Source organism: Streptomyces sp. NBC_00654, from assembly GCF_026341775.1.
Taxonomy (GTDB): domain Bacteria; phylum Actinomycetota; class Actinomycetes; order Streptomycetales; family Streptomycetaceae; genus Streptomyces.
The window spans coordinates 1,688,261-1,714,077 of record NZ_JAPEOB010000001.1 but is presented as its reverse complement, the minus strand read 5'-3'; the positions used below and the strand labels follow the sequence as shown (position 1 = coordinate 1,714,077).

Below are 25,817 nucleotides of genomic sequence, written 5' to 3'. Positions count from 1 at the left end.
GCCGGGTTCCGAGCGGGCCGGGTTCCGAGCGGGCCCGTTTCCGAGCGGGCCGTGCTCCGGTCGGGCCGTGCTCCGCCCGCGTCGACCGGGAAGGGACCGGCCCGGGTCAGTTCTTCCGGGTCGCGGTTCCGGGCCTCGGCAGCGGCTTGCCGTACCAGAGCTCGATCAAGCGGGCCGCGATCGAGATGCCGAACGGGGGCAGGATCTCGCCCGACTCGAAGGCGGCCGTGAGGTCCTCGCGGGAGAACCAGCGGGCCTCCTCGATCTCCTCGCCGTCCACATTGATCTCCGACGAGGTCGCCCGCGCCATGAAACCGAGCATCAGGCTGGACGGGAAGGGCCAGGGCTGACTGGCGATGTACTCGACCTCGCCGACCGTGACGCCCGCCTCCTCGTACACCTCGCGCGCCACGGACTGCTCGATCGACTCCCCCGGCTCCACAAAACCGGCGAGCGTCGAGAAGCGGCCCTCCGGCCAGTGCACCTGGCGGCCGAGCAGGGCGCGGTCCTGGTCGTCCGTGACCAGCATGATCACGGCCGGGTCGGTACGCGGGTAGTGCTCCGCGCCGCAGGCCTGGCAGCGGCGGATGTGCCCGGCCGCCGCGATCACGGTGCGCTCTCCGCAGCGGGAGCAGAAGCGGTGCAGACGCTGCCAGTTCTCCAGGGCGACCGCGTGCACCATCAGACCCGCGTCGCGGGGGCCGAGGAGCAGTCCTGCCTCGCGCAGGCCCGCCGGGCGCGCCGACTGGTCCATGCGGCCGGGCAGGGAGTCCTTCTGGAGTGCGAAGTAGCTGACGCCGTCCTCGTCGGTGCCGAGGAAGTAGCGGTGGGTCTCGGTGACCGGCGCCTCGAAGGCCGGAGTCATGACGATCTCGGTGCCGCCGTCGGCGGTGTCGTCGATCAGCACCTGCCCGCCCGAGACGACGAAGACCCTTGTCGTCGGGTGGCTCCAGGCGACGGACAGCCAGGCCTCGTCGAGGCGGTGATGTGCCGCGCGGTCGATGCCGCTGGGCGCGGTGAGACCGATCGGGCGGTCTGCGGTGGCGTTGTCGAAGGTGCTCACAGGTGCTTCCTACTCCCCCGGGATGGATCGGGTGTTCAGAGGATTCAGCGGAGTGCCGCGGGCAGCGAGCCCCTCAGCTCGTCCCACAGATGGGCGGTCGTCTCCACGCCCTTGAGCAGAAGATCCAGTTCGACCTTCTCGTTGGGGGCGTGCCAGCCGTCGGACGGCACGGAGATGCCGAGGAAGAGGACGGGTGCGCCGAGGACGTCCTGGAGATCCGCGGCCGGGCCCGAGCCTCCTTCACGGGTGAAGAGGATCTTCTTGCCGAAGGCCTTGCCCATCGCGCGGGCCACGGCCTGGAGGGCGGGGTGGTCCAGCGGGGTCAGACAGGGGCGGGTCGCGGGCGAGAACGTGATGCGGTGCCGGACACCGTCCGGGATCCGCGTCTGCGCCCAGGCCCGCACCGCCTGCTGGACGTGCTCCGGCTCCTGGCCCGCGACCAGCCGGAAGCTGATCTTCACCATGGCCGAGGAAGGGATGATCGTCTTGCTGCCCGCGCCCTGGTAGCCGCCGCCGATGCCGTTGACCTCGGCGGTGGGGCGGGCCCAGATGCGCTCCAGCGTGGAGTAGCCGGCCTCGCCGTGCGCGGCCCGCGACCCGGCCGTACGCAGCCAGGTGGCCTCGTCGAACGGCAGCTCGGCGAAGAGGGCCCGCTCGGTGTCGGTGAGCTCCGCCACACCGTCGTAGAAGCCGGGGACGGCGACGCGTCCCTGATCGTCGTGGAGGGCCGCGACGAGGCGGGCCATGGCGGTCGCCGGGTTGGGGACGGCACCGCCGAACGAACCGGAGTGGATGTCCTGCGCGGGGCCGTACAGCTCGATCTCGCACTCGGCCAGGCCGCGCATCCCGGTGCAGACGGTCGGGGTCGTCTCGTCCCACATGCCGGTGTCGGAGACGATCACCGCGTCGGCGGCGAGGCGGGTGGCCCGCTGTTCGGCCAGGGCGCGGAAGTGCGGCGACCCCGACTCCTCCTCGCCCTCGATCAGGAACTTGAGGTGGACGGCGGGGCTGGTCCGGCCGGTGACGGCGAGGTGGGCCCGGACGCCCAGGGTGTGGAAGAACACCTGGCCCTTGTCGTCGGCCGCGCCGCGCCCGTACATCCGGCCGTCGCGGATCACCGGCTCGAACGGGTCGGTGTCCCAGCCGTCCTCGCGGGCCGCGGGCTGCACATCGTGATGGCCGTAGACGAGGACGGTCGGTGCGTCCGGGTCGTCGGAGGGCCATTCGGCGAAGACCGCCGGGGCGCCGGGGGTCTCCCAGATCTCGGCGACCGGGAAGCCGGTCTCCTTGAACTTGGCGGCCAGCCACTCGGCGCTGCGCCGTACGTCCCCGTCGTGCTCCGGCTGCGCGGATACGGACGGGATGCGCAGCCACGCGGCGAGGTCGTCGAGGAAGGCTGTGCGGTGCTGCTCGGTGTACGTACGGACGGCGCTGTCCGGGGTGTCGCTCATGCTGTTGAGCCTATCGGCCCCGCGGGGGTGGCTCGTCCAGGAGGATCCGCTCCAGCTCCGCCCTGCCGGGCAGCCCGGTGGGGCGGACGCTCTCCCCGCTGCGTACGTAGAGGAACGTCGCGGTGACCGAGTCGAGCGGCAGATCGTGCAGCTCCGCCCAGGCGAGGCGGTAGACCGCGAGCTGGAGCGGATCGGCCGTGCGGTGGCGGCCGGTCTTCCAGTCGACGATCTCGTAGGTGTCATCCGTGCGGTAGACCGCGTCGATACGGCCCCGGATCACCCGGCCCGCCAGCGTGATCTGGAACGGGGTCTCCACTCGGTACGGGGTGCGGCGGGCGTACTCCGTGCGCCCGAACGCCTCCTTGAGCGCGGCGAGATCCCGTTCGTCGGCGATCTCCGTGTCGCGCCCGTCCCCGCCGGGCAGTTCGTCGGGGCCGAGCATGGGCAGCGGCAGCTCCTCGAACCGGGACTCGACCCAGGCGTGGAAGCGGGTGCCGCGGCGGGCAGCGGGCTGCGGCGGGCGCGGCATCGGCCGGGCCAGCTCCTGGGCGAAGGCGTCGGGGTCCTCGGCCAGGCGCAGCAGCTGGGTGGCGGAGAGCGACGCGGGTACGAGGACATCGCGCACGGTGGCGCGGGCGCGGCGCAGTTCGCCCGCCAGGGCGTCCAGGTCCCGGTCCCAGGAGGCGAGGGTGCGCGACTCCTCCGGGGTGAGCGGTCCCGGGCGGACCGGGTCTCCGTCGTCACCGTGGCGCGCGGCGGGGACGTGCGGGGCCGCAGGGCGCTCGGCCGGAAGGTCGTCCCAGTCCACGTCCACGTCCACATCCACGTCCTCCCCTCCTACTGGGTCGTCGAACGGGTCTGCGAACGGATCGCCGTACGGGTCCGGGTCCCGGTCGTCGTACGGTTCCGGGAACGGGTCGTCGAAGGACGGCTCGGAAGGAACGCCGGCCGGGGGTACGGGGCCGGCGGCGGCCAGGGACTCCAGGTGGGCCAGCACCGTGTCCCGGGCGGCGCGGCGGCGGGCCAGGGCGGTGCCGTCCAGCGGGAGCGGCCAGGCCTGATCGGTGTCCCGCTCAGCCAGCGCCGGGTTCTCCTCGTCGTCGGCCGGTTCGTCCGCCCAGGCCTCGATCTCGCCGTATCCGGCGGCGCAGTGCTCGTACAGGGCGTGGAGGAAGGCGGACGGGCCGCGCGTCTTCTTCTGGGTCGGCCCCCACCAGTGGCCGGAGCCGAGGAGCAGCGTGCGGGGGCGGGTGAAGGTGACATAGCCGAGGCGGAGCTCCTCGGTGTGCTGGTGCTCCTTCATCTCCTCCTTGAACGCCTTGAGGCCCTTGGCGTCGAAGGAGGGAATCTCCGGAAGGGTGGCGGCGTCTCCGCGCAGGGCGTGCGGCAGCACCTTGGACTGCGAGGTCCAGGCGTCCCGCGACTGGGTGCTGGGGAACTGCCCGGTGACCAGTCCGGGAACGGCGACGACGTCCCACTCCAGGCCCTTGGACTTGTGGGCGGTGAGGACCTTGACGGTGTTCTCACCGCCGGGCAGGGCGTTGTCCAGGCCCTTCTCGTACTGCGCGGCGGTGCGCAGGAAGCCGAGGAAGGCCAGCAGGGTGGCCTCGCCGTCGAGGGCCGCGAAGCCCGCCGCCGTGTCGAGGAAGTTGGCGAGGGTCTCACGGCGGCGGGCGGCGAGGGCCTGCGGGGAGGCGGAGAGCTCGACTTCGAGGCCCGTGGCGGCGAGGACCCGGTGCAGTACGTCCATGAGGGGGTCGGCCAGCGAACGCCGTAGATCGCGCAGCTCACGGGCGAGGTGGGCGAAGCGGACGCGGGCCTCCGCGGAGAACGGCAGTCCGTCGTCCTGGCCGTCGCCCGTGACCAGGAAGGTGTCCAGGGCGTCGGCGAGCGAGATCACCTCGGCCGGGTCGATGCCTTCGACGGCCTCCGCGAGGCGGCGGTCTGGGTCGAAGTCCTCGTCGTCGGCGTGGGCGGCGTGGTGGACGAGCAGGCGGGCGCGGCGGCCGAGCAGCGCGAGGTCACGGGGCCCGATCCGCCAGCGCGGTCCGGTGAGCAGCCGGACCAGGGCGGCGTTGGCCCCCGGATCCTGGAGGACTTCGCAGACGGCGACGAGATCCGCGACCTCCGGCAGGTGCAGGAGTCCGGAGAGGCCGACGACCTCGACCGGGATGTCGCGGGCGACGAGCGCGGCCTGGATCTGCGGGAAGTCCCCGGCGGTGCGGCACAGTACGGCGATCTCGCCGGGCGGTGTGCCCGTCCTGACGAGATGGGCGAGCGAGTCGGCGAGCCAGTCGATCTCTTCGGTGTGGGTGGGCAGCAGGGCGCAGCGCACGGTGCCGTCACGCTCGGCCCCGGGGGCGGGGCGCAGTGCCTCGACGCCTTCGTGCATGGCCCGCAGCGGGTCGGCGAGGCCGTTGGCGAGGTGCAGGAGACGACCGCCGCTGCGGCGGTTCTCGCTGAGGCTGTAGCGGGTGGCGGGGGTGCCGTCGGGGTGCGGGAAGTGGAGGGGGAAGTCGTCGAGGTTGGCGACGGAGGCACCGCGCCAGCCGTAGATCGCCTGGCAGGGGTCGCCGACGGCGGTCACCGCGTGGCCGGTCGCTCCTTCGGGGCCGTTGCCGAAGAGGGCGGAGAGCAGCAGGCGCTGGGCGACGGAGGTGTCCTGGTACTCGTCGAGCAGGACGACCCGGAACTCCTCGCGGAGGAGGGCGCCGGTCTCGGGCCGGGTGAGGGCCAGCTCGGCGGAGAGGGCGATCTGGTCGCCGAAGTCGAGGAGGTCCCGGCCGCGCTTGGCGGTGCGGTACCGCTCGGTCAGTCCGAGGAGCTCGCGGCGGGCCGCGGCCGTCTCGGGGATCTTGCGCAGCTCGGCGTTGGTGAGCCTGGCCGTCTCCAGCGTGCGGAGGAGACCGGTGTCGTGGCGCGCGAGCTCCTCGGGGCGTACGAGGTGTTCGGCCAGCTCGGCGTCGAGGGCCAGCAGATCACTGACCAGGGTGGGGAACGACCTGGTCAGTGCCGGATACGGGCCGGGGGCCTCGCGCAGCACCCGGGCGGCGAGCTGGTAGCGGGTGGCGTCGGCCAGGAGGCGGGTGGTGGGTTCGAGCCCGATGCGCAGACCGTGTTCGGTCAGGAGACGGCCGGCGAAGGCGTGGTACGTGGAGATGCTGGGCTCGCCCGGCGGATGGTCGGGGTCGATGGTCTCCGGGTCGGTGACCCCGGCGGCGACCAGGGCCTTGCGGACCCGCTCGGCCAGTTCGCCCGCCGCCTTGTTGGTGAAGGTCAGGCCGAGGACGTGCTCGGGGGCGACCTGTCCGGTCCCGACCAGCCAGACCACGCGGGCCGCCATCACCGTGGTCTTCCCCGAGCCGGCTCCGGCCACGATCACCTGCGGGGCGGGCGGCGCCGTGATGCAGGCCATCTGCTCCGGAGTGAAGGGAATCCCCAGGAGCTCCTTGAGCTGCTCGGGATCGGTGAGACGTGAGGACACCCCAGAACGGTAACCGGACACACTGACAACGTCCGGACACCACTGACAACCTGCCGGTCCTCCGGCGCCCGTTCCCCTGCTCCGGCTCCGCCGTTCCCCGCTTCGGCCTCCCGCGCCCCTGCTCCGTATACTCCCTGCTCCCCTACGTCACGACTGCTTCAGGACTGCTTCAGGACTACTCCACGACCTGACGGCCCTCCGGCTGCGCGCTGCACGAGGCCCGGAAGGTGCAGTGGGTGCAGTGCTGGCCGGTCGTGGGCGTGAACCGTTCGTCCAGGACCCGGCCGGCCGCCGTCGCCAGCAGGTCGGAGACCCACTCGCCCGACAGCGGTTCCTGGGCCTGGACCTTGGGATGGGCGTCGCCGCCCTCCTTCTTGGGGGCGGGCTGGCGCAGCTGGACGAGTTCGGCTCCGCCGGAGTCCGGCCGCCGCCCGTCGAAGACATCGTCGAGGGCGCCTTCCCGGACGGCCAGCTGATACACGGCGAGCTGGGGGTGGGCGGCCACCTCGTCCTTCGTCGGTGACTGCTTGCCGGTCTTGAAGTCGACGACGTACGCCCGGCCCTCGGCATCCTGCTCGACCAGGTCCATGGAGCCCCGGATGCGGACCGCGTACTCGCCCGCTTCGAGCGTCACGTCGAAGCCGTGCTCACTGGCGGCGGGGGTGCGGCCGGACCGGTCCAGGACGTGCCAGCGCAGGAAGCGTTCGAGGGCGGCGCGGGCCTGGCCCTTCTCCTGCTCGGACTTCCACGGCGCGTCGAAGACCAGCCCGTTCCAGACGGAGTCGAGGCGTTCCATGAGGACGTCCAGGTCGGCGGGGGTGCGGCCGGAGGCCACTTCGTCCGCGAGTACGTGGACGACGTTGCCGAAGCCCTGCGCGGCGGTCGCCGGGGCGTCCGCCTTCACCTCGCGCCCCAGGAACCACTGGAGGGAGCAGGTGTTGGCGAGCTGGTCGAGAGCGCTGCCGGAGAGCGCGACGGGCTGGTCGCGGTCGCGCAGCGGTACGGCGGAGCGGGTCGGCTCGTACAGGCCCCACCACCGGTACGGATGGGCCGCGGGGACGAGCGGCTGCCCCTCGTCGTCCGTGAGCGCGGCGAGCCGGGCGAGCCGGTGGGCGGCGGCGTCGCGCAGGGCGTCGGAAGCGCCGGGGTCGACCGTCGTGGCGCGGAGTTCGGCGACGAGCGCGGCGACGGCGAGAGGGCGGCGGGGCCGGCCGGTGACATCGCGGGGCTCGACCCCCAGCTCGGTGAGGAAGCGGGACGGCTGGTCGCCGTCGTCGGCGGGTGCCTTGACGGCGGTGACGACGAGGCGTTCGCGGGCGCGGGTCGCGGCGACGTAGAAGAGGCGGCGTTCCTCGGCGAGCAGGGCACCGGGCGTGAGGGGTTCTGCCAGGCCGTCGCGGCCGATCCGGTCCGCCTCCAGCAGGGAACCCCGGCGGCGCAGGTCGGGCCAGAGCCCCTCCTGCACTCCGGCGATGACGACCAGTCGCCATTCCAGGCCCTTGGAGCGGTGCGCGGTCATCAGGCGTACGGCGTCGGGGCGCACCGTACGCCCGGACAGGGTGTCCGCGGCGATGTCCTGGGCGTCGACCTCCTCCAGGAAGTTGAGCGCCCCGCGTCCGCCGGTGCGTTCCTCGGCGCGCGCGGCGGTGTCGAAGAGACCGCAGACGGCATCGAGATCACGGTCGGCGTTGCGGCCGGCCGCGCCGCCGCGCAGCGCGGCCCGCTCCAGTCTGCCCGGCCAGGGGGTGCCGTTCCACAGGGTCCACAGGGCCTCCTCCGCGGTGCCGCCGCCTTCGAGGAGCTCCCGGGCCTTGCGCAGGAGCGCGCCGAGGCGCTGGGCTCCGCGGGCGTACGCGGGGTCGTGCGTGACGAGGCGTTCGGGCTCGGCGAGTGCGCGGGCGAGCAGTTCGCCGGAGGGCGCGGGAACCCGGTTCCCGGCGGCCCGTTCCTCGTCGCGCAGGGCCCGGCCGAGCCGGCGCAGATCGGCGGCGTCCATGGAGCCGAGGGGGGAGGTGAGGAGGGTGAGGGCCGTCTCGGTGTCCAGCCAGGTCGTCCGTCCCCGGGGGGCGGCAGCACCTGCGGCCTGCGCGTCCCCCCGGCCGGGAGCCGCGTGGGTGTCGGTCTCGGTGTGGGTGTCGGCGGTGTCGGTGTCGGTCTCGGTCTCGGTCTCGGTCTCGGTCTCGGTCTCGGTCTCGGTCTCGGTGTGAGTGTCGGCGCCGACAGTCTCCGTGCGGGCGCCGGCGGCGTCGGTCTCCGTGCGGGTGTCGGCGCCGGCAGTCTCCGTGTGGGCGCCGGCGGCGTCGGTCTCCGTGCGGATTCCGGCCTCCTCCGCCTCCGTGCCCCCGTCCTCGGCCGGACTCTGGAGCGCGGCCGTGGCCACGGCCCGCAGCGCGGTCAGGAGCGGGGCGAGCGCGGGTTCATGGCGCAGCGCCACGTCGTCGCCGTCCACCTCCAGGGGCACCCCGGCGGAGGTCAGAGCACGGCGGACGGCGGGGATCGAGCGGCCTCCGGCCCGTACCAGCACGGCCATCTCGTGCCACGGCACCCCGTCCTCCAGGTGCGCGCGGCGCAGCAGGTCCGCGATGTTGTCGAGCTCCGTGGACGCGGTCGGGAAGGTGTACGTCTCGACGCGTCCGCCCTCGCGGACGGCGGCGAGCTCGCGGTGGGCGCGCACCTTCCCGGACGGGAGCCGGGTCAGCGGCATCCGGCGGGTGAGCAGCCGGGTCGCGGCGAGGAGTCCGGCGCCCGAGCGGCGCGACGTGGTGAGGACACCGACGGGGGCGGGCTCCCCGTCGGCGCGCCGGAAGGCTTCGGGGAAGTCGAGGATGCCGTTCACATCGGCGCCCCGGAAGGTGTAGATCGACTGGTCCGGGTCGCCGAAGGCGACCAGGGTCCGGCCGCCGCCCCGGCCGGGACCGCGGCCCCGGTTGCCGGCCAGCGCGTGCAGCAGCCGAACCTGCGCCGGGTCCGTGTCCTGGTACTCGTCGACGAACACCGCGTCGTACTGCCCCGCCAGCAGCGCCGACACCTCGGGGCGCTCGGCGAGCAGCACCGCGCGGTGCACCAGCTCCGCGTAGTCCAGGACGCCCTGGGCGTCGAGCACGTCCAGGTACTCCGCGAGGAACTGCGCCGCCGCGCTCCAGTCCGGGCGGCCGGTACGGCGCGCGAAGGCGGCCAGCGCGTCCGGGCCGAGGCCCAGCTCGCGGCTGCGGGCCAGCACCGCGCGCACCTCGTCGGCGAACCCGCGGGTGGTCAGACAGGCCCGCAGCTCGTCCGGCCAGCGGACGTGGGCGAGGCCCGCCTTCTCCAGGTCGAGCTGACCGGCCAGCAGCTCGCGGACGGTGACGTCCTGTTCCGGGCCGGACAGCAGACGCAGCGGATCGGCGAAGAGATCGGCGTCCTGATGGGCCCGGACCAGGGCGTAGCAGTACGAGTGGAACGTGGTGGCCTGCGGGCCCCGGGCGGCGCCGAGCCGGGCCGCCATCCGGTCGCGCAGTTCCACGGCCGCCTTGCGGCTGAAGGTGAGGACCAGGATGCGGGCCGGGTCGGCACCCGCCGTCACCCGCGCCGCCACCGCCTCGACGAGCGTGGTGGTCTTGCCCGTGCCCGGTCCGGCGAGGACCAGCAGCGGGCCGCCCCGGTGGTCAACCACCGCGCGTTGGCTCGCGTCCAGGAGGGGGGGAGCCACGGAGCCCGGCGGGGTACGCACCAGTCGGTACGCGCCCGGGGTCCGCTGCCGTGACTCACGGTGCGGACTGTGCCGGGTGGAGAAGGAGGAACTCACGTGGGTCGCCGGTCCTGGTGGGTGTACTGGTGAGGAGAGGGGCGGAGCGTGCCGCGCGTTGACGACGCTACGCCAGCGGTGGCGCGGGAGGCAGCGAGTCCGCTGCGTCCCTCGTCACGTATCGGACGGGGGATGTCCGTACGGCCGGTGGAGCCGTCCGGGCCCACGGGACCGGCCGGTTCCGTGACGGCGACGCGTTTCCCGTACGGGCCCGGCACCGCCGCTGGGAGGGCCGGATGGCGGAAGCTGTCAGGTGTGAGCTTCCTCGCCCCTGCCCGCACCGTGGGCCTCGTCGCCCGTACCGGTGACGTCGGCCGCACCGGTCACGCCGTCCCAGCGCGCGCGTCTCATGTCGAGGCGCGGCACATGCCCGGCGGCGCCGCGCGACGCCTCGCGGAGCGGGGTCCCCTCCTCGCGGTAGTGGTCCAGCGCCCGCAGTTCATGGCCGGGGAGCAGCGCCCCGTCGGCCCGCACCACACGCCACCACGGCACCGCGGAGCCGTACAGCGCCATGACCCGGCCGACCTGCCGCGGGCCGCCGTCACCCAGCCACTCCGCGATATCGCCGTACGTCATGACGCGGCCGGGCGGGATCAGGTCGGCGACGTCGAGGACCCGCTCCGCGTACTCCGGCAGCTCGGCACCGGCCGGGGCGGCGCCGGAAGCGCGCCCGCCCTCCCGGTCCCCGGCCGCCCCGTCCCCGGCCGCCCCGTCTTCGCTCATCCGGTTCTGGCTCATCCGCTCCATCCTGCCGTACGCCACCGACAGTGCCGCCGGATCCGTGTCCGTCCGGACACGGAGCGTGCGAGCAGGCACAAAGGAGCGTATCTTGCGCATCTCGCACCTGCGCGATGCACCCTGATGCCCCCCTCTGTCTGCGTGCCGTGCCACCATCATGCGGGCGGTGACCGGTGATACGAGAACACGAAGATCATTCAGAGGCGACGAAGGAGCAGGGCGTGCAGCCACCGAAGGCGGCGGACGCCTCTGATGCCGAGCCGCGCCCCGACGCGCCGGGAACCACCGGGGAGACCCCCCGTGACACCGCCCCGGACGCGGCTCCGGCACTGTCACCGGCACCTGCCACCGAGCGGGAGCCGGAGCGGGAGCCGGAGCGGGAGCACCTGGCCGGTTCGACCCTCGCCGGCGCCGGGGCGGAGCTGACCGACCGGGTCTCCGGCGACGAGCCGCTGCTGCCCGCCCGGGTGCACCGCCCCTCCGACCTCCTGCGGCTCCTCGTCGGGATCCTCGCGATCATCGTCCTGTTCACCATCTCCGCCTTCGCCCAGGGCACCACCACCGGCCTTGAGGACGACATCTCCAAGGGCACGGAACAGGCCCCCGATCTGCTGATCAAGATCGCCGGGCTGGTGTCCAGCATCGCCGTGCTGCTCGTCCCGGTCGCCTTCGCCATCGAACGCCTGGTCAAACGTGACGGCCTGCGCATCGCGGACGGGGTGCTCGCCGCCGTGCTCGCCCACGGCGTCACCCTCGCCACCGACCTCTGGGTCTCCGGTTCGGCCCCCGGCACCATCCAGGACGCGCTGACCCAGCCACAGCCGGGTGACGGCCTCACCGATCCCGTGCACGGCTACCTCGCCCCCGTCATCGCCTATATGACCGCGGTCGGGATGGCGAGACGGCCGCGCTGGCGGGTCGTGCTGTGGGTGGTGCTGCTCCTGGACGCGTTCGCGATGCTGGTCAGCGGCTACACCACCCCGTTCTCGATCATCCTCACCGTGCTGATCGGCTGGACCGTCGCCTACGGCACGCTGTACGCGGTCGGCTCGCCCAATGTGCGGCCGACCGGGCAGCACCTGATGGCGGGTCTGCGCCATGTCGGCTTCCGGCCGGTCGCCGCGATGCGCGCCGAGGACACCCCCGACAACGCCGACCAGAACGACCGGGGGCGGCGCTATCTGGTCACCCTGGAGGACGGGCCGCCGCTCGATGTGACGGTCGTCGACCGTGAGCAGCAGGCCCAGGGGTTCTTCTACCGGGTGTGGCGCAGGCTCACCCTGCGCGGCATCACCCAGCGCCGGTCCATCCAGTCGCTGCGCCAGGCCCTGGAGCAGGAGGCGCTGCTCGCCTACGCGGCGATCGCCGCCGGGGCCAACGCGCCCAAGCTGATCGCCACCTCCGAGCTGGGGCCCGACGCGGTGATGCTCGTGTACGAGCACATCGGCGGCCGTTCCCTGGACGCGATGGAGGACGAGGAGATCACCGACGACCTGGTGCGCAGCGCCTGGCGTCAGGTGAAGGCCCTCCAGTCCCGCCGGATCGCCCACCGCAGGCTCACCGGCGACGCGATCCTGGTGGACCGCGACGGCAAGGCGTTCGTCACCGATCTGCGCGGCGGTGAGATCGCGGCCGGGGACCTGGTCCTGCGCATGGACGTCGCCCAGCTGCTCACCACCCTCGGGCTGCGGGTGGGCGCCGAGCGGTCCGTCGCCGGGGCACTCGCCGTGCTCGGGCCGGACGCCGTCGCCGACTCACTGCCCCTGCTCCAGCCGATCGCCCTGAGCCGCTCCACCCGGGCGGCGCTGCGCAGGATCGCCCGGGAGCGTTCGCAGCGCGAGCGCGACGCGGTGCTGGAGGCCTCCCACGCGGCCAAGCAGCTGCGTACGGGCGAGGCCTCGGCGGCCGCGGCGGACGGCGGGGCGGCGGCGTCCGCCGGTGACCGCAAGGCGGACCGCAAGTCGCTGCGCAACGAGAAGCAGGCCGAGAAGCGGGCCATCGACGATGCGCTGGAGGAGGCCCGCGAGGAGGATCTGCTCACCCAGATCCGCCGCGAGGTGCTGCTGATCCGGCCGCAGGCACCGGTCGAACCGGTCCGCCTCGAACGCATCAAGCCCCGTACCCTCCTCAGCTTCATCGCCGGTTCCATCGCCGCGTACTTCCTGATCTCCCAGGTCACCCAGGCCGACTTCGGCACGGTCGTCGAGGAGGCGGAGTGGGGCTGGGTGGCGGCCGCCCTGGGCTTCTCGGCCCTCAGCTATGTCGCGGCGGCGATGAGCCTGCTGGGCTTCGTGCCGGAGCGGGTGCCGTTCGGCAAGACCGTGCTGGCACAGGTGGCCGGCTCGTTCGTGAAGATCGTCGCTCCGGCGGCGGTCGGCGGTGTGGCACTGAACACCCGCTTCCTGCAACGGTCCGGGGTGCGCCCCGGGCTGGCCGTCGCGAGTGTCGGCGCCTCCCAGTTGTTCGGGCTCGGCTGCCACATCCTGCTGCTGGCGCTGTTCGGCTATCTGACCGGTACCGAGAAGACCCCGGACTCCCTCACCCCGTCCCGTACGGTCATCGCCGGGCTGCTCACGGTCGCGGTGCTGGTGCTGGTGGTGACCGCGATCCCGTTCCTGCGGAAGTTCGTGGTGACGCGGGTGCGGTCGCTGTTCGCCGGAGTCGTCCCGCGCATGCTGGACGTCGTGCAGCGCCCGCAGAAGCTGCTCACCGGCATCGGCGGCATGCTGCTGCTGACCGGCCTGTTCGTGCTCTGCCTGGACGCGTCGATCCGGGCCTTCAGCGGCCCCGACGTGCCCCAGCTCAGTTACGCGAGCATCGCGGTGGTCTTCCTCGCCGGGAACGCCCTGGGGTCGGCGGCGCCCACCCCGGGCGGCATGGGCGCGGTCGAGGGTGCGCTGACGCTGGGCCTGATCGCGGTCGGCCTGCCGAAGGAGGTCGCGGCACCCGCGGTGCTGCTGTACCGCGTGATGACGCTGTGGCTGCCGGTGCTGCCCGGCTGGATCTGCTTCAACCAGCTGACCCGCAAGGGCGAGCTCTAGACACACTCCGCCCCGCGGCCCGCGCGCCACCCGCCGGCCCCCGCGCCACCCGCCGGAGCACGACCGGCCCGCACCACCCGCGCGCCCGCACCACGGCACACCACCCGCCGGAACGCGACCGGCCCGCACCACGGCGCACCACCCGCCGGAGCACGACCGGCCCGCACCACCCGCATCACCCGCGCCACTCGCATGGACCGCGCCCCGCGCGCTCCCCCGTGCCCCGCCGCACGATGGGCTCATGAGGACTTCCCCCGCCCTGCGTGCCGCCGCCCTCGCTGCCACCGCCACCGTGCTGCTGCCCCTGGCCGCCTGCTCGGACAGCGACGACAGCGGCGGTACGGACCGGTCCGAGCCCTCGACGGCATCGACCGCCTCACCGTCCTCGACGGCGGAGAAGCTGTCGTCCCAGAAGCTCGACTGGCAGCCCTGTCCGCCCCCGAACGAGGCTCAGGGCGGCGGTGGCTCGCCCTCCCCGCTGCCCGGCGGCACCGTGTGGGAGTGCGCGTTCATGGACGCGCCGCGCGACTACGCGAAGCCCGACGGCGAGACACTGGAGCTGGCACTGGTCCGGGGCAGGGCCAGGAACCAGGAGAACCGGATCGGCTCCCTCCTGTTCAACTTCGGCGGCCCCGGCGCCTCCGGCGTCGCCACGCTCCCCTCCTTCGGCACCGAGTACGAGAAGCTCCGCACCCGCTACGACCTGGTGAGCTTCGACCCGCGCGGGGTCGGCCGCAGCGAGGGCGTCGAATGCGCGGACAACGCGACGCTCGACGCCAGCAACCAGAAGGACGCCACCCCCGACGACGCCGCCGAGGAGAAGGCACTGCTCGACGACCAGAAGGCGTACATCGCGGACTGCGAGAAGAACTCGGGCGCCGAACTCCCCTTCGTCGGCACGACGAACGCCGCCCGCGACATGGATCTGATGCGCCAGGTGCTCGGCGACGACCAGCTGTACTACTTCGGCATCTCGTACGGCACCGAGCTGGGCGGCGTCTACGCCCACCTGTTCCCCGACCGCGTCGGCCGGGCGGTCCTGGACGCGGTGGTCGACCCCACCCAGGACTCCGCGCAGTCCTCCCTCGCCCAGGCCAGGGGCTTCCAGCTCGCCTTCGACAGCTTCACGGCGGACTGCGCCGGCCGCGACGACTGCGCGCTCCCCGGTTCCACCGGCAAGGAGGTCGAGCAGTGGATCGCCGATCTGCTCGGCCAGTTGGAGAAGGAGCCGGTCGACGGCCTCGGCGACCGGCAGCTGACCCAGACGCAGGCCACCACCGCCGTCGCCTCCGCCCTCTACTCCCAGGAGACCTGGCCCCTGCTCGAACAGGGCCTCGACGAGGCGGACGGCGGCGACGGCGCACTGCTCCTCGCGCTCGCCGACTCGTACAACGGCCGCTCCCAGGAAGGTCATTACGACAACTCGGGCGCCGCCAACACCGCCATCAGCTGCGCGGACTCCAAGCAGCGGTTCTCCCTGGAGCAGACGAAGGCCGCGCTCCCCGAATACCGCAAGGTCTCCCCAGTGTTCGGCGACTATCTGGGCTGGGGGCTGCTGGGCTGCACCGGCTGGCCGGTCGCGGGCGCCTGGGACACCCCGGACGTCAGCGCCCCGGGCGCGCGGCCCGTCCTGGTCATCGGCAACACCGGCGACCCGGCGACCCCGTACAAGGGGGCGAAGGCGATGGCCGAGGAACTGGGCAAGGGCGTCGGCATCCAGATGACGTACGAGGGCGAGGGGCACGGCGCCTACAACAGCGGCGACGCCTGCGTGCAGAGGGCGGTCGACGGCTATCTGCTGAACGGCAGGGTCCCGGCGGCGGGGACGGTGTGCGGCTGAGGCCCGAACCGCCGTGCCGACGGGGCGATTAGCATGGCCGCACATCTGTTCCGCCCGGCGCGTCCCCCACGCCTTCGGGCCTCGGGGAGGGATTCCAGCACATGCGCGTACATGGACGGACTCATCGGGCGGTGGCCCTGACCGGGGCGGCCCTGCTGGCGGCGGGAGCCCTCGCAGGCTGCACCGCGAGCCCGGAGCCGGCCGATTCCGCCAAGCCGTCCGAACGGCCCGGCTCACCGTCCGCCACCGCCGCCGCTCCCCCGGCACAGACGCCGAAGTCGCCCCCGCTGCCCGCGTCCCTCACCTCTCAGCTCCCGGACTGGAAGCGCTGCAAGGCCCCCGCGGGCGGCACCGCCCCCGGTTCCGGCTGGCGGTGCGCGACGGTGGACGTACCGCTGGACTACGCGCAGCCGGCCGGTGAGACGATCGGCATCGCGCTGATCCGCAAGGAGGCCCGGAACAAGAGCGGGCGGCTCGGCTCGATGCTCTTCAACTTCGGCGGCCCCGGCGGTTCCGGCGTCGACATACTCCCGCGCGCCGCAAGTGCGTACGGCAACCTCAACTCCCGCTACGACCTGGTGAGTTTCGACCCGCGTGGGGTGGCGGCCAGCGCCGGGGTGAACTGCCGCACCGACAAGGAGCAGGAACAGGCCTACCGGAGCGTCGACATGACCCCGGACACGGCGGCGGAGGAAGCGGCGTTCATCAAGGACGGCGCGGACTTCGGCGCGGGCTGCGAGCGCCGCTCCGCCAAGGTCCTGCCCCATGTGGGGACGACGAACGCCGCCCGCGACCTGGACGTGATCCGGCAGGTGTTCGGCGACAAGAAGCTCTCCTACTTCGGCATGTCGTACGGCACGGAGCTCGGCGGGACGTACGCGCACCTCTTCCCCCAGAAGGTGGGACGCACCGTGCTGGACGCGGTCGTCGACCCGACGGCCGACGGGGTCGGACATGCCCGCAACCAGGCGACGGGCTTCCAGCGGGCCCTGGAGAACTACCTGAAGGACCGGGGCCAGGACCCGAAGGCGGGCACCGAGCGGATCGCCCGGCTGCTGGAGCGGATCGACAAGAACCCGCTGCCGACCAGCACGGGCCGCATGCTCAACGAGTCGCTCGCCATCACCGGCATCGTGACCCCGCTCTACTCCCGCAGCAGCTGGCCGAATCTGACGGAGGCGCTCGACGAGGCCGAGAACGGCCGTACGGGCAACGGGCTGCTCCAGCTGGCCGACTCGTACAACGGCCGTGACGAGAACGGGCACTACGACACCCAGAACCACTCGCAGCGGGCCATCTCCTGTGCCGACTCCACGGCGCGGCCCACAGCGGACGAGGCCCGGGCGCTGCTGCCCGAGTTCAGCGAACTGTCCCCGGTCTTCGGCCCGTTCCTCGCCTGGGACACCGCCGGCTGGTGCGCCCAGTGGCCGGTCGAGGGTGAGCACGACACCCCGGAGGCGAGTGCCCCGGGCGCGGGTCCCATCCTGGTGATCGGCACGACCGGTGACCCGGCGACGCCGTACGAGGGTGCGCGGAAGATGGCCGACGAGCTGGGTTCCGGCGTCGGCATCATGGTCACCAACAAGGGCGAGGGGCACGGCGCGTACGGCGAGAGCGCGTGCGTGACCTCGATCGTGGACACGTACTTCCTGGAGGGGAAGGTCCCGGCGGACGGCAAGACCTGCTCCTGACGGCGTACAGACGGACGAAGGGGCCGGTCCGCACGATGCGGACCGGCCCCTTCGGCAGTTCAGCCGTGTTCTGGGGCGTGTGCCGAAAGTCCCGCCTGGCTCACGACGCCCTAGTAGACCGGCTTCCCGGGCTCGATCTGGTGGACCCAGCCGATCACGCCGCCGCCCACGTGCACCGCGTCGGCGAAGCCTGCCGACTTGAGGACCGCGAGGACCTCCGCGCTGCGGACACCGGTCTTGCAGTGCAGGACGATGCGCTTGTCCTGCGGGAGGCCGGTCAGGGCGCTGCCCATCAGGAACTCGTTCTTCGGGATCAGCTTGGCGCCCGGGATCGAGACGATCTCGTACTCGTTCGGCTCGCGGACGTCGATGAGCTCGATCTTCTCGTCGGCGTCGATCCACTCCTTGAGCTGCTGGGGAGTGATCGTGGAGCCGAGCGCCGCCTCCTGGGCCTCCTCGGACACGACGCCGCAGAAGGCCTCGTAGTCGATGAGCTCGGTGACGGTGGGGTTCTCGCCGCAGACCGCGCAGTCGGGGTCCTTGCGGACCTTCACCTGGCGGTACTGCATCTCCAGGGCGTCGTAGATCATCAGGCGGCCGACCAGCGGATCACCGATGCCGGCGAGGAGCTTGATGGCCTCGTTGACCTGGATGGAGCCGATGGACGCGCAGAGCACGCCCAGCACGCCGCCCTCGGCGCAGGAGGGGACCATGCCGGGGGGCGGGGGCTCCGGGTAGAGGCAGCGGTAGCAGGGGCCGTGCTCGGACCAGAACACGGACGCCTGGCCGTCGAAGCGGTAGATCGAGCCCCACACGTACGGCTTGTTCAGCAGCACGGCCGCGTCGTTGACGAGATAGCGGGTGGCGAAGTTGTCCGTGCCGTCCACGATCAGGTCGTACTGGGCGAAGATCTCCATCACGTTCTCGGCTTCGAGCCGCTCTTCGTGAAGGACGACGTTCACATACGGGTTGATGCCCAGCACCGAGTCCTTGGCGGACTGCGCCTTGGACCGGCCGATGTCGGCCTGGCTGTGGATGATCTGGCGCTGCAGGTTCGACTCGTCGACCTCGTCGAACTCCACGATGCCGAGCGTCCCGACGCCCGCCGCGGCCAGATACATCAGGGCCGGTGAGCCGAGACCGCCGGCGCCCACACAGAGCACCTTCGCGTTCTTCAGGCGCTTCTGTCCGTCCATCCCGACATCCGGGATGATCAGGTGGCGGGAGTACCTGCGGACCTCGTCGACGGTGAGCTCAGCAGCTGGCTCGACCAGGGGTGGCAGCGACACAGGAACCTCAACAATGCAGGTGGTCGGATTCTACGTACTTCATCTACGTACGGTTGTTCTTCCGGTAACACTGCCACGCCCCCTCTCATTCCGAGATACCAGGTCCGATCCGCGAGACGATTTCGTCCCAGTAACTGGGCAGCGCCGCAAATGGATCGCTTTGTCCGGTCCGGCCGTCCCGATCGGTGAAAAAGATCGTCCCGGCCCCCTGCCAGCGGGCGATGCGCATGGCCTCTTCCAGATGGGTGCGCGGGACGCCGTGGACGAAGTGCGCGAAACGGTCCGGCGGGTAGTCGGCGGTCCACTGGGCCACCTGCGACCAGCGGTAGTCGGCCCACCGGCCGCGGAAGGTGACGAGCTGGTCGGCGGTCTCGGCGTACCCGGGATACGGGTGGGTGCCATGGCCCAGGACGAGATGTCCGCCCTCGTCCACGCTGTCGCTCCCCTCCAGCAGCGCGTGCAGGGTGCTGGTGAGCCGCCGGACCGCCGGGAGGCCGGCGCGCTCGGCCGGACACCGGTCGAGATAGAAGCCGCCGACCCGGTACCAGTCGAGGAAGGACCGCGCGTCGGCGATCAGCTCGTCGAACGGGCGGTCGCCGAAGGCCAGGTCGAGGTGGCCGAGCAGCCTGCCGCCCGAGGCCCGGACGTGGTCGTCCGGGGCCTCGCCGTGCAGCGCCCGCTCCCGGGCGTTGCGGAGCCGGCCCGCGGCCTCCAGACAGTGCGGGTCCGGCCGGGAGCCGGGCCCGCCGGCGATGTTGAGGACCGCCCAGTGCAGCGGGGTGCCCGGCCGGACCAGCTCGGCCCATTCGGCGGGCGCGAGCAGCGGATGGGCGTATCCGGGGACACCGAAGCCGAGCTGTTCGCCGCCGCACGTCCGCCGGGCCGCTCCGGTGCTCGTCAGATACGGCATGCCGCCTCCATCCAGATGTCGGCGAGGGACTCCTCCAGATTGATCCGCGGCCGCCAGCCGAGCCGGTCCCGGGCGGTGCGGACATCGGCCTGCTGCCAGGCTCCGCAGCCGTCGGGGTAGGGGGACGGGGTGGCCGAGAGGTGCTCGACGACGGATTCGGTGGAGGCGCGGGGAGCGCCGATGGGGATGCGGGCCGGGGGCGTGTCCAGCTCGTGGAGCGCGCCGGCGTACCCGGCGACCCTGGCGAGGACGGCGGCCGCGTCGCGCAGCCGGACGGCCCGCCCGGTGCCGATGTTGACGACGCCCTGGGCGGCGGAGAGCGAGGCGGCGTGCACGGCGCGCGCCACGTCCCGTACGTCGACGAAGTCGCGCTGCACACCGAGGCCGCTGAGCTTGAGCTCACCGTCGCCGGACTGCATGGCCCGGCGCATGGCCTCGGCGAGCCGGCCGAGCGGGGAGCCCGCCGGGGTGCCGGGGCCGACCGGTGAGAACACTCTGAGCACCACGGCGTCCAGACCGGAACCGAGGACGAGTTCGGTGGCGGCGAGTTTGCTGACGCCGTACGGGCCGCCGGGGCGCGGGATGGCGTCCTCGGCCGTGGAGGAGCCTGGCTGCGAGGGCCCGTACTCGGAGGCGCAGCCGACCTGGACGAGCCTGGCCCCGCAGCCGCTGCGGCGCAGGGCCTCGCAGACGGTGGCGACGGCGACGGTGTTGTGCCTGGTCAGGTCGCGGGCACCGCCGCGGGTGGCGCCCGCGCAGTTGACGACGACCCCGGGGTGGACGGCGTCCAGGAAGCGGGTGAGCGCTCCCGGGCTGCCGCCCGCGAGGTCGAACCGGACGTCCGCGTCGTCGCCCCGGCCGAGTGCCGTGAGGTGGACGGCGGGGTCGGCGAGCAGGCGGTCGGCGACGAATCGGCCGAGGAATCCGTTGGCTCCGAGCAGCAGCACCCTCATCATGCACCCCTTCGGTGCCGACGGCTGGCTGCCGGTACGGGGTATTGGGCGGTCATGTCCGGTGTCTCCTTGGGGCAGTTGCATGCGATGCGGGGTGGGCCCGCGGCGTCGGCTCCGCGGGAATGTGCGGTGGTGCGGTGGGGTGGTCAGACCCTCGTGTGGGCAGACGCCCGGGAGAGGGCGGCCGCGGCGTGGATCAGCAGCCCCAGGGCGGCGATCTCCAGGGCGTCGACAGCGCGTTCGCGCAGATCGCGGTGCCGGCGCATGAGCGGCTTCACGGGGTCGGCGGGTCCCCGGCGGACGTCTGCGGGACGGCGGGGGGAGGGGCGGCGCGGCGCGGGCCCGGGGCCTTCGGCCGCTCCGGACTCCTTCGCCGCAGGGGCCTTCGACAGGGGCGAGCCCGATGTGGGGGCCCGCGGCGCGGGTTGCTCCCCGTCCGGCGGGTTCGTGCCGGACGACAGGCTCCACGGGGGTTCGGAGACATCGGAGAGTGCGGTGACCGAGGTCGCCGAGGTGACGGAGCCGGTCGCTGCCGTTGACGCACGGACGCCGTGCCCTTCGATCGGTCGGCCCATCGGGAAACCTCCGTGGTCGTGGCCCGTCAGGTGGTCACGCATCGCCGTCCCCCCGTCCTGCGGCACGCCTCGGCGAACGCGTGGAGCAGGGAGATCAGGTCCTTGGCGGGCTCGATCCGGCCGACCCGGACCAGCGCGTCCGGGCCGCCGCGGTCGTCGCCCTCCCCGACGTCCGTGAAGCGGTCGGCGGCCATGCCGGGGCGAACCGTGCGCAGCTCGGCGCTGTCGGCTCCGCACCGCTCCTGCCGGCGGCGCACATCGGCGCTGCCCGGGGTGATGGTCTCGGCCTGCCGGTAGACCTCGGCGGCCGGCCGCCGGTGGTAGTTCGCGAGCAGGGCGTGCACCAGCGCGCTGAAGGGGGCGTCGGGAGCGGCCAGGTAGTGCGCCCGTAGCGGCACGCTGTGCTCCGTCACCGGCAGCGGCACCCCGAAGAAGCGTTTGCCCAGGAGGCCCGGCAGAGCGGCGGCACCGCCCGAGGCCGCGTGGCAGACGTCGACCGCGCCGAGGCTCTCCCGGTCGTACCGGTCGGGGGAGAGCGGGCGCGGGATCCGCTCCGGCTCGGCCGCGAAGGCCGGATGGTCGCGGTCGGTGGCGCTCTGGACGGTCCGGCCGGTACCACGGGCCCGGCACGCCGATTCCAGGATGCGTACGGTCGTCTCCGAACGCAGGGCGCGGGTCGGTCCGCCCGTACCGGAGCCGCCGCCGGCGCCCGTACCGGAGCCGCCCGTGCCGGAGCCGGACGTGTCCGTACCGGAGCCGGACGCGCAGACCGCCGTGGCGAGCGCCGTCAGGTACGCCGTGAAGCGCCGTCGCCCGCGCCTGCCGTACGAGCCCCGGCCCCCCGTCACGAGCCGGACCCGGCCCCACTCCTCCGGGTGGGCGGCGCGGCTCAGCGCGAAGAGGTCGAACTCGTGCTGGGGCAGACCGCGCACCAACCGGTCGCACCAGAGCCTGGACTCACCGGTCGCATACGGATGACCACCGTCGGTGAGCAGTCCGATCCGCACGAGCACACCCCCGATCTCCCTTGTGGGCAGCCGCCGTTGGAATGGCGACTCGCAGCGGGACGACCGTAAGCGGATACGCCGGTGGCGCGACGGACGGTTGTCCGTCGCACCACCGAAAGGGGTGAACCGTCGTAACTTTCCCGGCCCGACAGCGTTCCGTCGCGCTATGGGTCCACTTCGCTACACAGGGTCAGGCGGCGGCCAGCTCTCTGCGGGCCGCCCTGCGCACCGCCGCGAGCCCCGGATCGAGGGCCGGCACGGCCGCCAGGAGCTGCTTCGTGTACGGGTGCCGGGGCGAACCGTAGACCTCGTCGACAGATCCCTGTTCGACGACGGCCCCCTGGCGCATCACCGCGACCTCGTCGCTGACCTGCCGGACGACCGCGAGGTCGTGCGCGATGAAGACCATGCCGATGCCCAGCTCGCGCTGGAGCTCGGCCAGGAGCGCGATGACCTGCGCCTGGGTGGTGACATCGAGCGCGGAGACCGGTTCGTCGCAGACGATCAGCCGGGGTTCGGCGGCCAGCGCGCGGGCGATCCCGACGCGCTGGCGCTGTCCGCCGCTGAACTCGTGCGGATAGCGTTCGTACCGGCCGGGGTCCAGGCCCACGCGCTCCAGCAGCTCGCCCACCCGGTCCCGGATGCGGGTCTCGTCACGCTCCCCCGCCGCCCGGAGCGGGTCGGCGACGGATTCACCGATCGAGCGGCGCGGGTTGAGCGAGGCGACGGGGTCCTGGAAGACCATCTGGAGCTCGCGGCGCAGCGGCCGCAGGCCCTTCTCGGAGAGCGAGCCGATCTCCGTACCCCCGTAACGGAGCCGGCCCGCCGTCGGATCGAGCAGCCGCACCAGCATCCGTCCCAGCGTCGTCTTGCCACTGCCGCTCTCACCGACGATGCCGAGCGTCCGCCCGGCGTGCACGGTGAGCGAGACCCCGTCCACGGCGGTGACCCGGGCGCGCCCGCGGCCGAACTCGCGCCGCAGATCCACCGCTTCGAGCAGCGGCGGCGCGCCGACTACGGCGTCGGCCGCCCCGTCGCGCGGCACGGGCACCGCGACAGGCGCGGCCACCGAACCGGACCCGGCCGCCGCGACGGGCACGGGCACCCCGGCGGGCGCCACCCGCTTCACGTCGATCCTCGGGACCGCCGCGAGCAGTTCCCTGGTGTACGGCTCGCGCGGGGCGCCCAGCACCTCGGCGACCGGGCCGCGTTCGACCTCGCGGCCCGCCCGCATGACGAGCACCTCGTCGACGCTCTCCGCCGCCACCCCCACGTCATGGGTGACCAGCAGCAGGCCCATGCCCGTCTCGTGCCGCAGCCCGTGCAGCAGGTCCAGGATCTGGGCCTGCACGGTCACGTCCAGGGCGGTGGTCGGCTCGTCCGCGATCAGGAGCCGCGGTTCGCAGGCCAGTGCCATCGCGATGAGCGCCCGCTGCCGCATGCCGCCGGAGAACTCGTGCGGCCGGGAGCGGGCCCGGCGTGCCGCGTCCGGGATGCCGACCCGGTCCAGCACCTCGACGGCGCGGGCGCGGGCGGCGCGCCCGGAGACGGAGTTGTGCACCCGGTACACCTCGGCGATCTGGTCACCGACCGTGTAGTACGGGTCGAGCGAGGACAGCGGGTCCTGGAAGACCATGGCGGCCTTCGCGCCCCGCAGCGCCCGCAGCGCGGCATCGTCCGCGGCGCCCACGTCCGTACCGGCGACACGGATCGAACCGCCGACCCGCGCGCCCGTGCCCCGGTGCAGTCCGAGCAGGGCGTACGCGGACGCGCTCTTGCCGGAGCCGGACTCGCCGACGACGCCGAGCGCGCCGCCCGCCTCCAGACCGAACGAGAGCCCGTCCACCGCCCGCACGTCACCGAAGTCGATGGTGAGGTCCCTGACCTCGACCAGTGGGGAGGGAGATGTCATGACAGGACCACCCGTCGGTCGGCCAGCGCGTACAGGACGTCCGCGACGGCATTGGCGAGCACCACGAAGAAGCCGGTCACCAGCACCATCCCGACGACGACGGGCAGGTCGACGACCTTGACGGCGTGCACCATCTCGCGCCCGATGCCGGGGATGCCGAAGAGCGACTCGGTCAGGACCGCACCGCCGAACATCGAACCGAAGTCGAGCGCGCTGAGCGCGATCACGGGTGCGAGCGCACCGCGCAGCGCGTGCCGCCCGATGATGGCGCGCTCACCGACGCCGTACGCGCGGAACGTGCGCACATGGTCCTCGGCGAGCGTCTCCAGCATGGAGCTCCTGGTCAGCCGGGCGTATTTGGCGGACTCGATCAGAGCCAGCGACACCCAGGGCAGCAGGAGTCCCCAGGCCCACTGTTCGGGGTCCTCCGTGAACGGTACGTACGTCGGCGACGGCAGCCACTGGAGCGTGGAGCAGAAGACGATGATGAGCAGCAGCCCGATGACGAAGACGGGCGTGGCGGTGCCGGCCAGGGTCAGCCAGGTCAGCACCCGCTCGGTGATCCGGCCCCGCCGCCAGGCGGACAGCACCCCGGTGCCGACGCCGAGCAGGACCCAGCCCACGAAGGCGCCGATCACGACGGAGGCGGTGACCGGCAGCTTGGCCAGGATCAGCCGGGTGACCTGCTGGTCGCTCTGGTACGAGACTCCGAGGCAGGGCGCGGAGCAGTGCTCGACGCCGGTGCCGGTGGAGAAGTCGCGTCCGGCGACGATGCCCTGGAGGAAGTGCCAGTACTGCACGTACACCGGGTCGTCCAGCCGCAGCTGCTCGGTGACCTGGGCGACCTGGGCGGGTGAGCAGCGCGGCCCGCAGGCGATCTGGGCGACATCGCCGGGGGCGACGTAGAAGATCGCGTACAGGATGACGGTGAGCGAGAGAAGGACGAAGACGGCTCCCCCGAGCCGCCGCAGCAGAAATCCGGTCATCCCCGGTCCTCCTCAGGGTGTCCCCCGGCGGGCGCGACGGGCTCGGCGGGCTTCTCCGCCTCAGCCGCCTTCGCCGGCCGCGTCACCGTCACGGACTTCGCCGCCTCGGCCTTCTTCGCTTCCCCGCGTCCGGTGCCGATCCGCAGCCGGGACGCGGCGCGCGGGTCGAGCGCCGTACGGACGCCCTCGCCGAGAACGGTCAGCGCGAGCACGGTGACGAAGAGCAGTCCGGCGGGGAGCAGGAGATAGGTGGGCGCCGCCTGGTACCAGGTGTCGGCCTCGGTGAGCATCTGTCCCCAGGAGGGTGTGGGCGGTTTGATGCCGACGCCGAGGAAGGACAGGGCCGCCTCGACGACGATGTTGGTGGGGAACATCAGCGCGGCGTACGTGATGACGGGCGCGGCCAGCGCGGGCAGCAGCTCGCGCCGGGCGATGCTCCACTTGCCCCTGCCGCTGAGCCGGGCCGCCGAGACGAAGTCGAGGGACTTCAGGGCGAGGGCCTGGGCCCGCACGATCTTCGACGTACCCGCCCAGTTGATCCCGCCGATGACCAGGGCGATCAGTACGGGGCGGGGGAAGGTCTCCGGGACGATCGCGAGGAGCGCCAGCGCGATGACCATGATCGGCAGGGCGACGTTGATATCGGTGATGCGGCTGAGGACCTGGTCGACCCAGCGGCTGCCGAGGGCCGCGGCGAGGCCGACGACCAGGCCGATCGCGATCTGGAGGACCGTGGCGACGACGGCGACGCCGAGCGAGACCCGGGCTCCGTGGACGATACGGGCGAACAGGTCGCGGCCGGTCTGGGGTTCGACACCGAGCCAGTGATCCGCGCTGATGCCGCCGAACGGGCCGATGGGCACTCCGCCGGCCGCCGAGTCGACGAGGTCGGGGTGGTAGGTGTTGGGGTCCTGGCCCGCCAGCGCGGTGAGCAGCGGCGCGGCGAGTGCGACCAGGACGAGCAGGAGGACCACGACCGCCGCGGCGGTGGCCGCGCGCTGGGCGCGCAGCCTCCGCCAGAACAGCCGGGCCCCCGAGGCGGGGGCGGCGGCCGCCGCTCCCGCCTCCTGGACCAGAAGTGCTTGCGACATGG

The 25,817-nt window shown here is 72.9% G+C and carries 15 protein-coding genes and 1 pseudogene; 3 read left to right on the top strand and 13 right to left on the bottom strand.

Annotation, left to right across the window (positions count from 1 at the left end; translation table 11 throughout):
* Nucleotides 1-106: 106 nt before the first annotated feature.
* The 5 genes from nudC to OHA98_RS07465 all read right to left on the bottom strand — a co-directional run bounded on the left by nudC (nucleotide 107) and on the right by OHA98_RS07465 (nucleotide 10,520).
* Nucleotides 107-1,063 carry an NAD(+) diphosphatase gene (gene nudC / locus OHA98_RS07485; protein ID WP_266923601.1) on the bottom strand — a complete coding sequence of 319 codons (957 nt, stop codon included), beginning with the start codon at nucleotides 1,061-1,063 and terminating at the stop codon, nucleotides 107-109.
* Nucleotides 1,064-1,107: 44 nt separating this feature from the next.
* Nucleotides 1,108-2,514 (bottom strand): dipeptidase, encoded by a 1,407-nt coding sequence (locus OHA98_RS07480; protein ID WP_266923599.1) that lies wholly within the window; start codon nucleotides 2,512-2,514, stop codon nucleotides 1,108-1,110.
* 10 nt (nucleotides 2,515-2,524) lie between these two features.
* Nucleotides 2,525-5,998, bottom strand: coding sequence for an ATP-dependent helicase (locus OHA98_RS07475; RefSeq protein ID WP_266923597.1), 3,474 nt, complete (start codon nucleotides 5,996-5,998; stop codon nucleotides 2,525-2,527).
* Between the two features lie 175 nt (nucleotides 5,999-6,173).
* Nucleotides 6,174-9,782, bottom strand: coding sequence for an ATP-dependent DNA helicase (locus OHA98_RS07470; protein ID WP_266923595.1), 3,609 nt, complete (start codon nucleotides 9,780-9,782; stop codon nucleotides 6,174-6,176).
* Between the two features lie 249 nt (nucleotides 9,783-10,031).
* A complete protein-coding gene (locus tag OHA98_RS07465; protein WP_323179526.1) occupies nucleotides 10,032-10,520 on the bottom strand; it encodes an MGMT family protein in 489 nt (162 codons plus the stop codon).
* 221 nt (nucleotides 10,521-10,741) lie between these two features.
* Here OHA98_RS07465 and OHA98_RS07460 point away from each other — a divergent pair, with 221 nt between their 5' ends.
* From OHA98_RS07460 to OHA98_RS07450, 3 genes are all read left to right on the top strand, one after another.
* On the top strand, nucleotides 10,742-13,561 hold the full coding sequence (locus tag OHA98_RS07460) for a lysylphosphatidylglycerol synthase transmembrane domain-containing protein (protein ID WP_266923591.1): 2,820 nt from the start codon (nucleotides 10,742-10,744) through the stop codon (nucleotides 13,559-13,561).
* A 241-nt stretch (nucleotides 13,562-13,802) separates the two neighbouring features.
* The gene (locus OHA98_RS07455) at nucleotides 13,803-15,401 is read left to right on the top strand and encodes an alpha/beta hydrolase (RefSeq protein WP_266923590.1); all 1,599 of its coding nucleotides are present in this window, start codon (nucleotides 13,803-13,805) and stop codon (nucleotides 15,399-15,401) included.
* A gap of 101 nt (nucleotides 15,402-15,502) precedes the next feature.
* Nucleotides 15,503-17,092, top strand: a complete 1,590-nt coding sequence (locus OHA98_RS07450) for an alpha/beta hydrolase (protein WP_266923588.1) — start codon at nucleotides 15,503-15,505, stop codon at nucleotides 17,090-17,092.
* A gap of 110 nt (nucleotides 17,093-17,202) precedes the next feature.
* Here the strand turns inward: OHA98_RS07450 and moeZ are convergent, their stop codons facing one another.
* The 8 genes and pseudogenes from moeZ to OHA98_RS07410 all read right to left on the bottom strand — a co-directional run bounded on the left by moeZ (nucleotide 17,203) and on the right by OHA98_RS07410 (nucleotide 25,815).
* Nucleotides 17,203-18,381 (bottom strand): adenylyltransferase/sulfurtransferase MoeZ, encoded by a 1,179-nt coding sequence (moeZ, locus tag OHA98_RS07445; RefSeq protein ID WP_266923586.1) that lies wholly within the window; start codon nucleotides 18,379-18,381, stop codon nucleotides 17,203-17,205.
* An 85-nt stretch (nucleotides 18,382-18,466) separates the two neighbouring features.
* Nucleotides 18,467-19,291: a spherulation-specific family 4 protein gene (locus OHA98_RS07440; protein ID WP_266923584.1), complete on the bottom strand. Its 825-nt coding sequence runs from the start codon at nucleotides 19,289-19,291 to the stop codon at nucleotides 18,467-18,469.
* Complete coding sequence (locus OHA98_RS07435; protein ID WP_266923582.1) at nucleotides 19,279-20,244, bottom strand: NAD(P)-dependent oxidoreductase; 966 nt, start codon at nucleotides 20,242-20,244, stop codon at nucleotides 19,279-19,281. Before OHA98_RS07435 ends, OHA98_RS07440 begins: the two co-directional genes overlap by 13 nt.
* Before the next feature lie 146 nt (nucleotides 20,245-20,390).
* Nucleotides 20,391-20,819: a hypothetical protein gene (locus OHA98_RS07430; protein WP_266923580.1), complete on the bottom strand. Its 429-nt coding sequence runs from the start codon at nucleotides 20,817-20,819 to the stop codon at nucleotides 20,391-20,393.
* Between the two features lie 68 nt (nucleotides 20,820-20,887).
* A pseudogene (locus OHA98_RS07425) lies at nucleotides 20,888-21,826 on the bottom strand (DUF3492 domain-containing protein); the annotation flags it as partial.
* A gap of 190 nt (nucleotides 21,827-22,016) precedes the next feature.
* Entirely contained in the window at nucleotides 22,017-23,738 is a 1,722-nt protein-coding gene (locus tag OHA98_RS07420) for an ABC transporter ATP-binding protein (RefSeq protein ID WP_266923578.1), read from the bottom strand.
* Nucleotides 23,735-24,724 (bottom strand): ABC transporter permease, encoded by a 990-nt coding sequence (locus tag OHA98_RS07415; RefSeq protein WP_266923577.1) that lies wholly within the window; start codon nucleotides 24,722-24,724, stop codon nucleotides 23,735-23,737. The genes OHA98_RS07420 and OHA98_RS07415 overlap by 4 nt, the downstream gene beginning before the upstream one ends.
* The gene (locus OHA98_RS07410; protein WP_266923575.1) at nucleotides 24,721-25,815 is read right to left on the bottom strand and encodes an ABC transporter permease; all 1,095 of its coding nucleotides are present in this window, start codon (nucleotides 25,813-25,815) and stop codon (nucleotides 24,721-24,723) included. The genes OHA98_RS07415 and OHA98_RS07410 overlap by 4 nt, the downstream gene beginning before the upstream one ends.
* Between the last annotated feature and the right edge of the window lie 2 nt (nucleotides 25,816-25,817).

Excerpts from the sequence above, each read along its gene's own strand:
- OHA98_RS07415 (WP_266923577.1), bottom strand. The coding sequence starts at position 24,724 with ATGACCGGATTTCTGCTGCGGCGGCTCGGGGGAGCCGTCTTCGTCCTT.
- OHA98_RS07450 (WP_266923588.1), top strand. The coding sequence starts at position 15,503 with ATGCGCGTACATGGACGGACTCATCGGGCGGTGGCCCTGACCGGGGCG.
- OHA98_RS07420 (WP_266923578.1), bottom strand. The coding sequence starts at position 23,738 with ATGACATCTCCCTCCCCACTGGTCGAGGTCAGGGACCTCACCATCGAC.
- OHA98_RS07465 (WP_323179526.1), bottom strand. The coding sequence starts at position 10,520 with ATGAGCCAGAACCGGATGAGCGAAGACGGGGCGGCCGGGGACGGGGCG.
- OHA98_RS07455 (WP_266923590.1), top strand. The coding sequence starts at position 13,803 with ATGAGGACTTCCCCCGCCCTGCGTGCCGCCGCCCTCGCTGCCACCGCC.
- OHA98_RS07430 (WP_266923580.1), bottom strand. The coding sequence starts at position 20,819 with ATGGGCCGACCGATCGAAGGGCACGGCGTCCGTGCGTCAACGGCAGCG.
- OHA98_RS07410 (WP_266923575.1), bottom strand. The coding sequence starts at position 25,815 with ATGTCGCAAGCACTTCTGGTCCAGGAGGCGGGAGCGGCGGCCGCCGCC.
- OHA98_RS07440 (WP_266923584.1), bottom strand. The coding sequence starts at position 19,291 with ATGCCGTATCTGACGAGCACCGGAGCGGCCCGGCGGACGTGCGGCGGC.
- OHA98_RS07435 (WP_266923582.1), bottom strand. The coding sequence starts at position 20,244 with ATGAGGGTGCTGCTGCTCGGAGCCAACGGATTCCTCGGCCGATTCGTC.
- OHA98_RS07480 (WP_266923599.1), bottom strand. The coding sequence starts at position 2,514 with ATGAGCGACACCCCGGACAGCGCCGTCCGTACGTACACCGAGCAGCAC.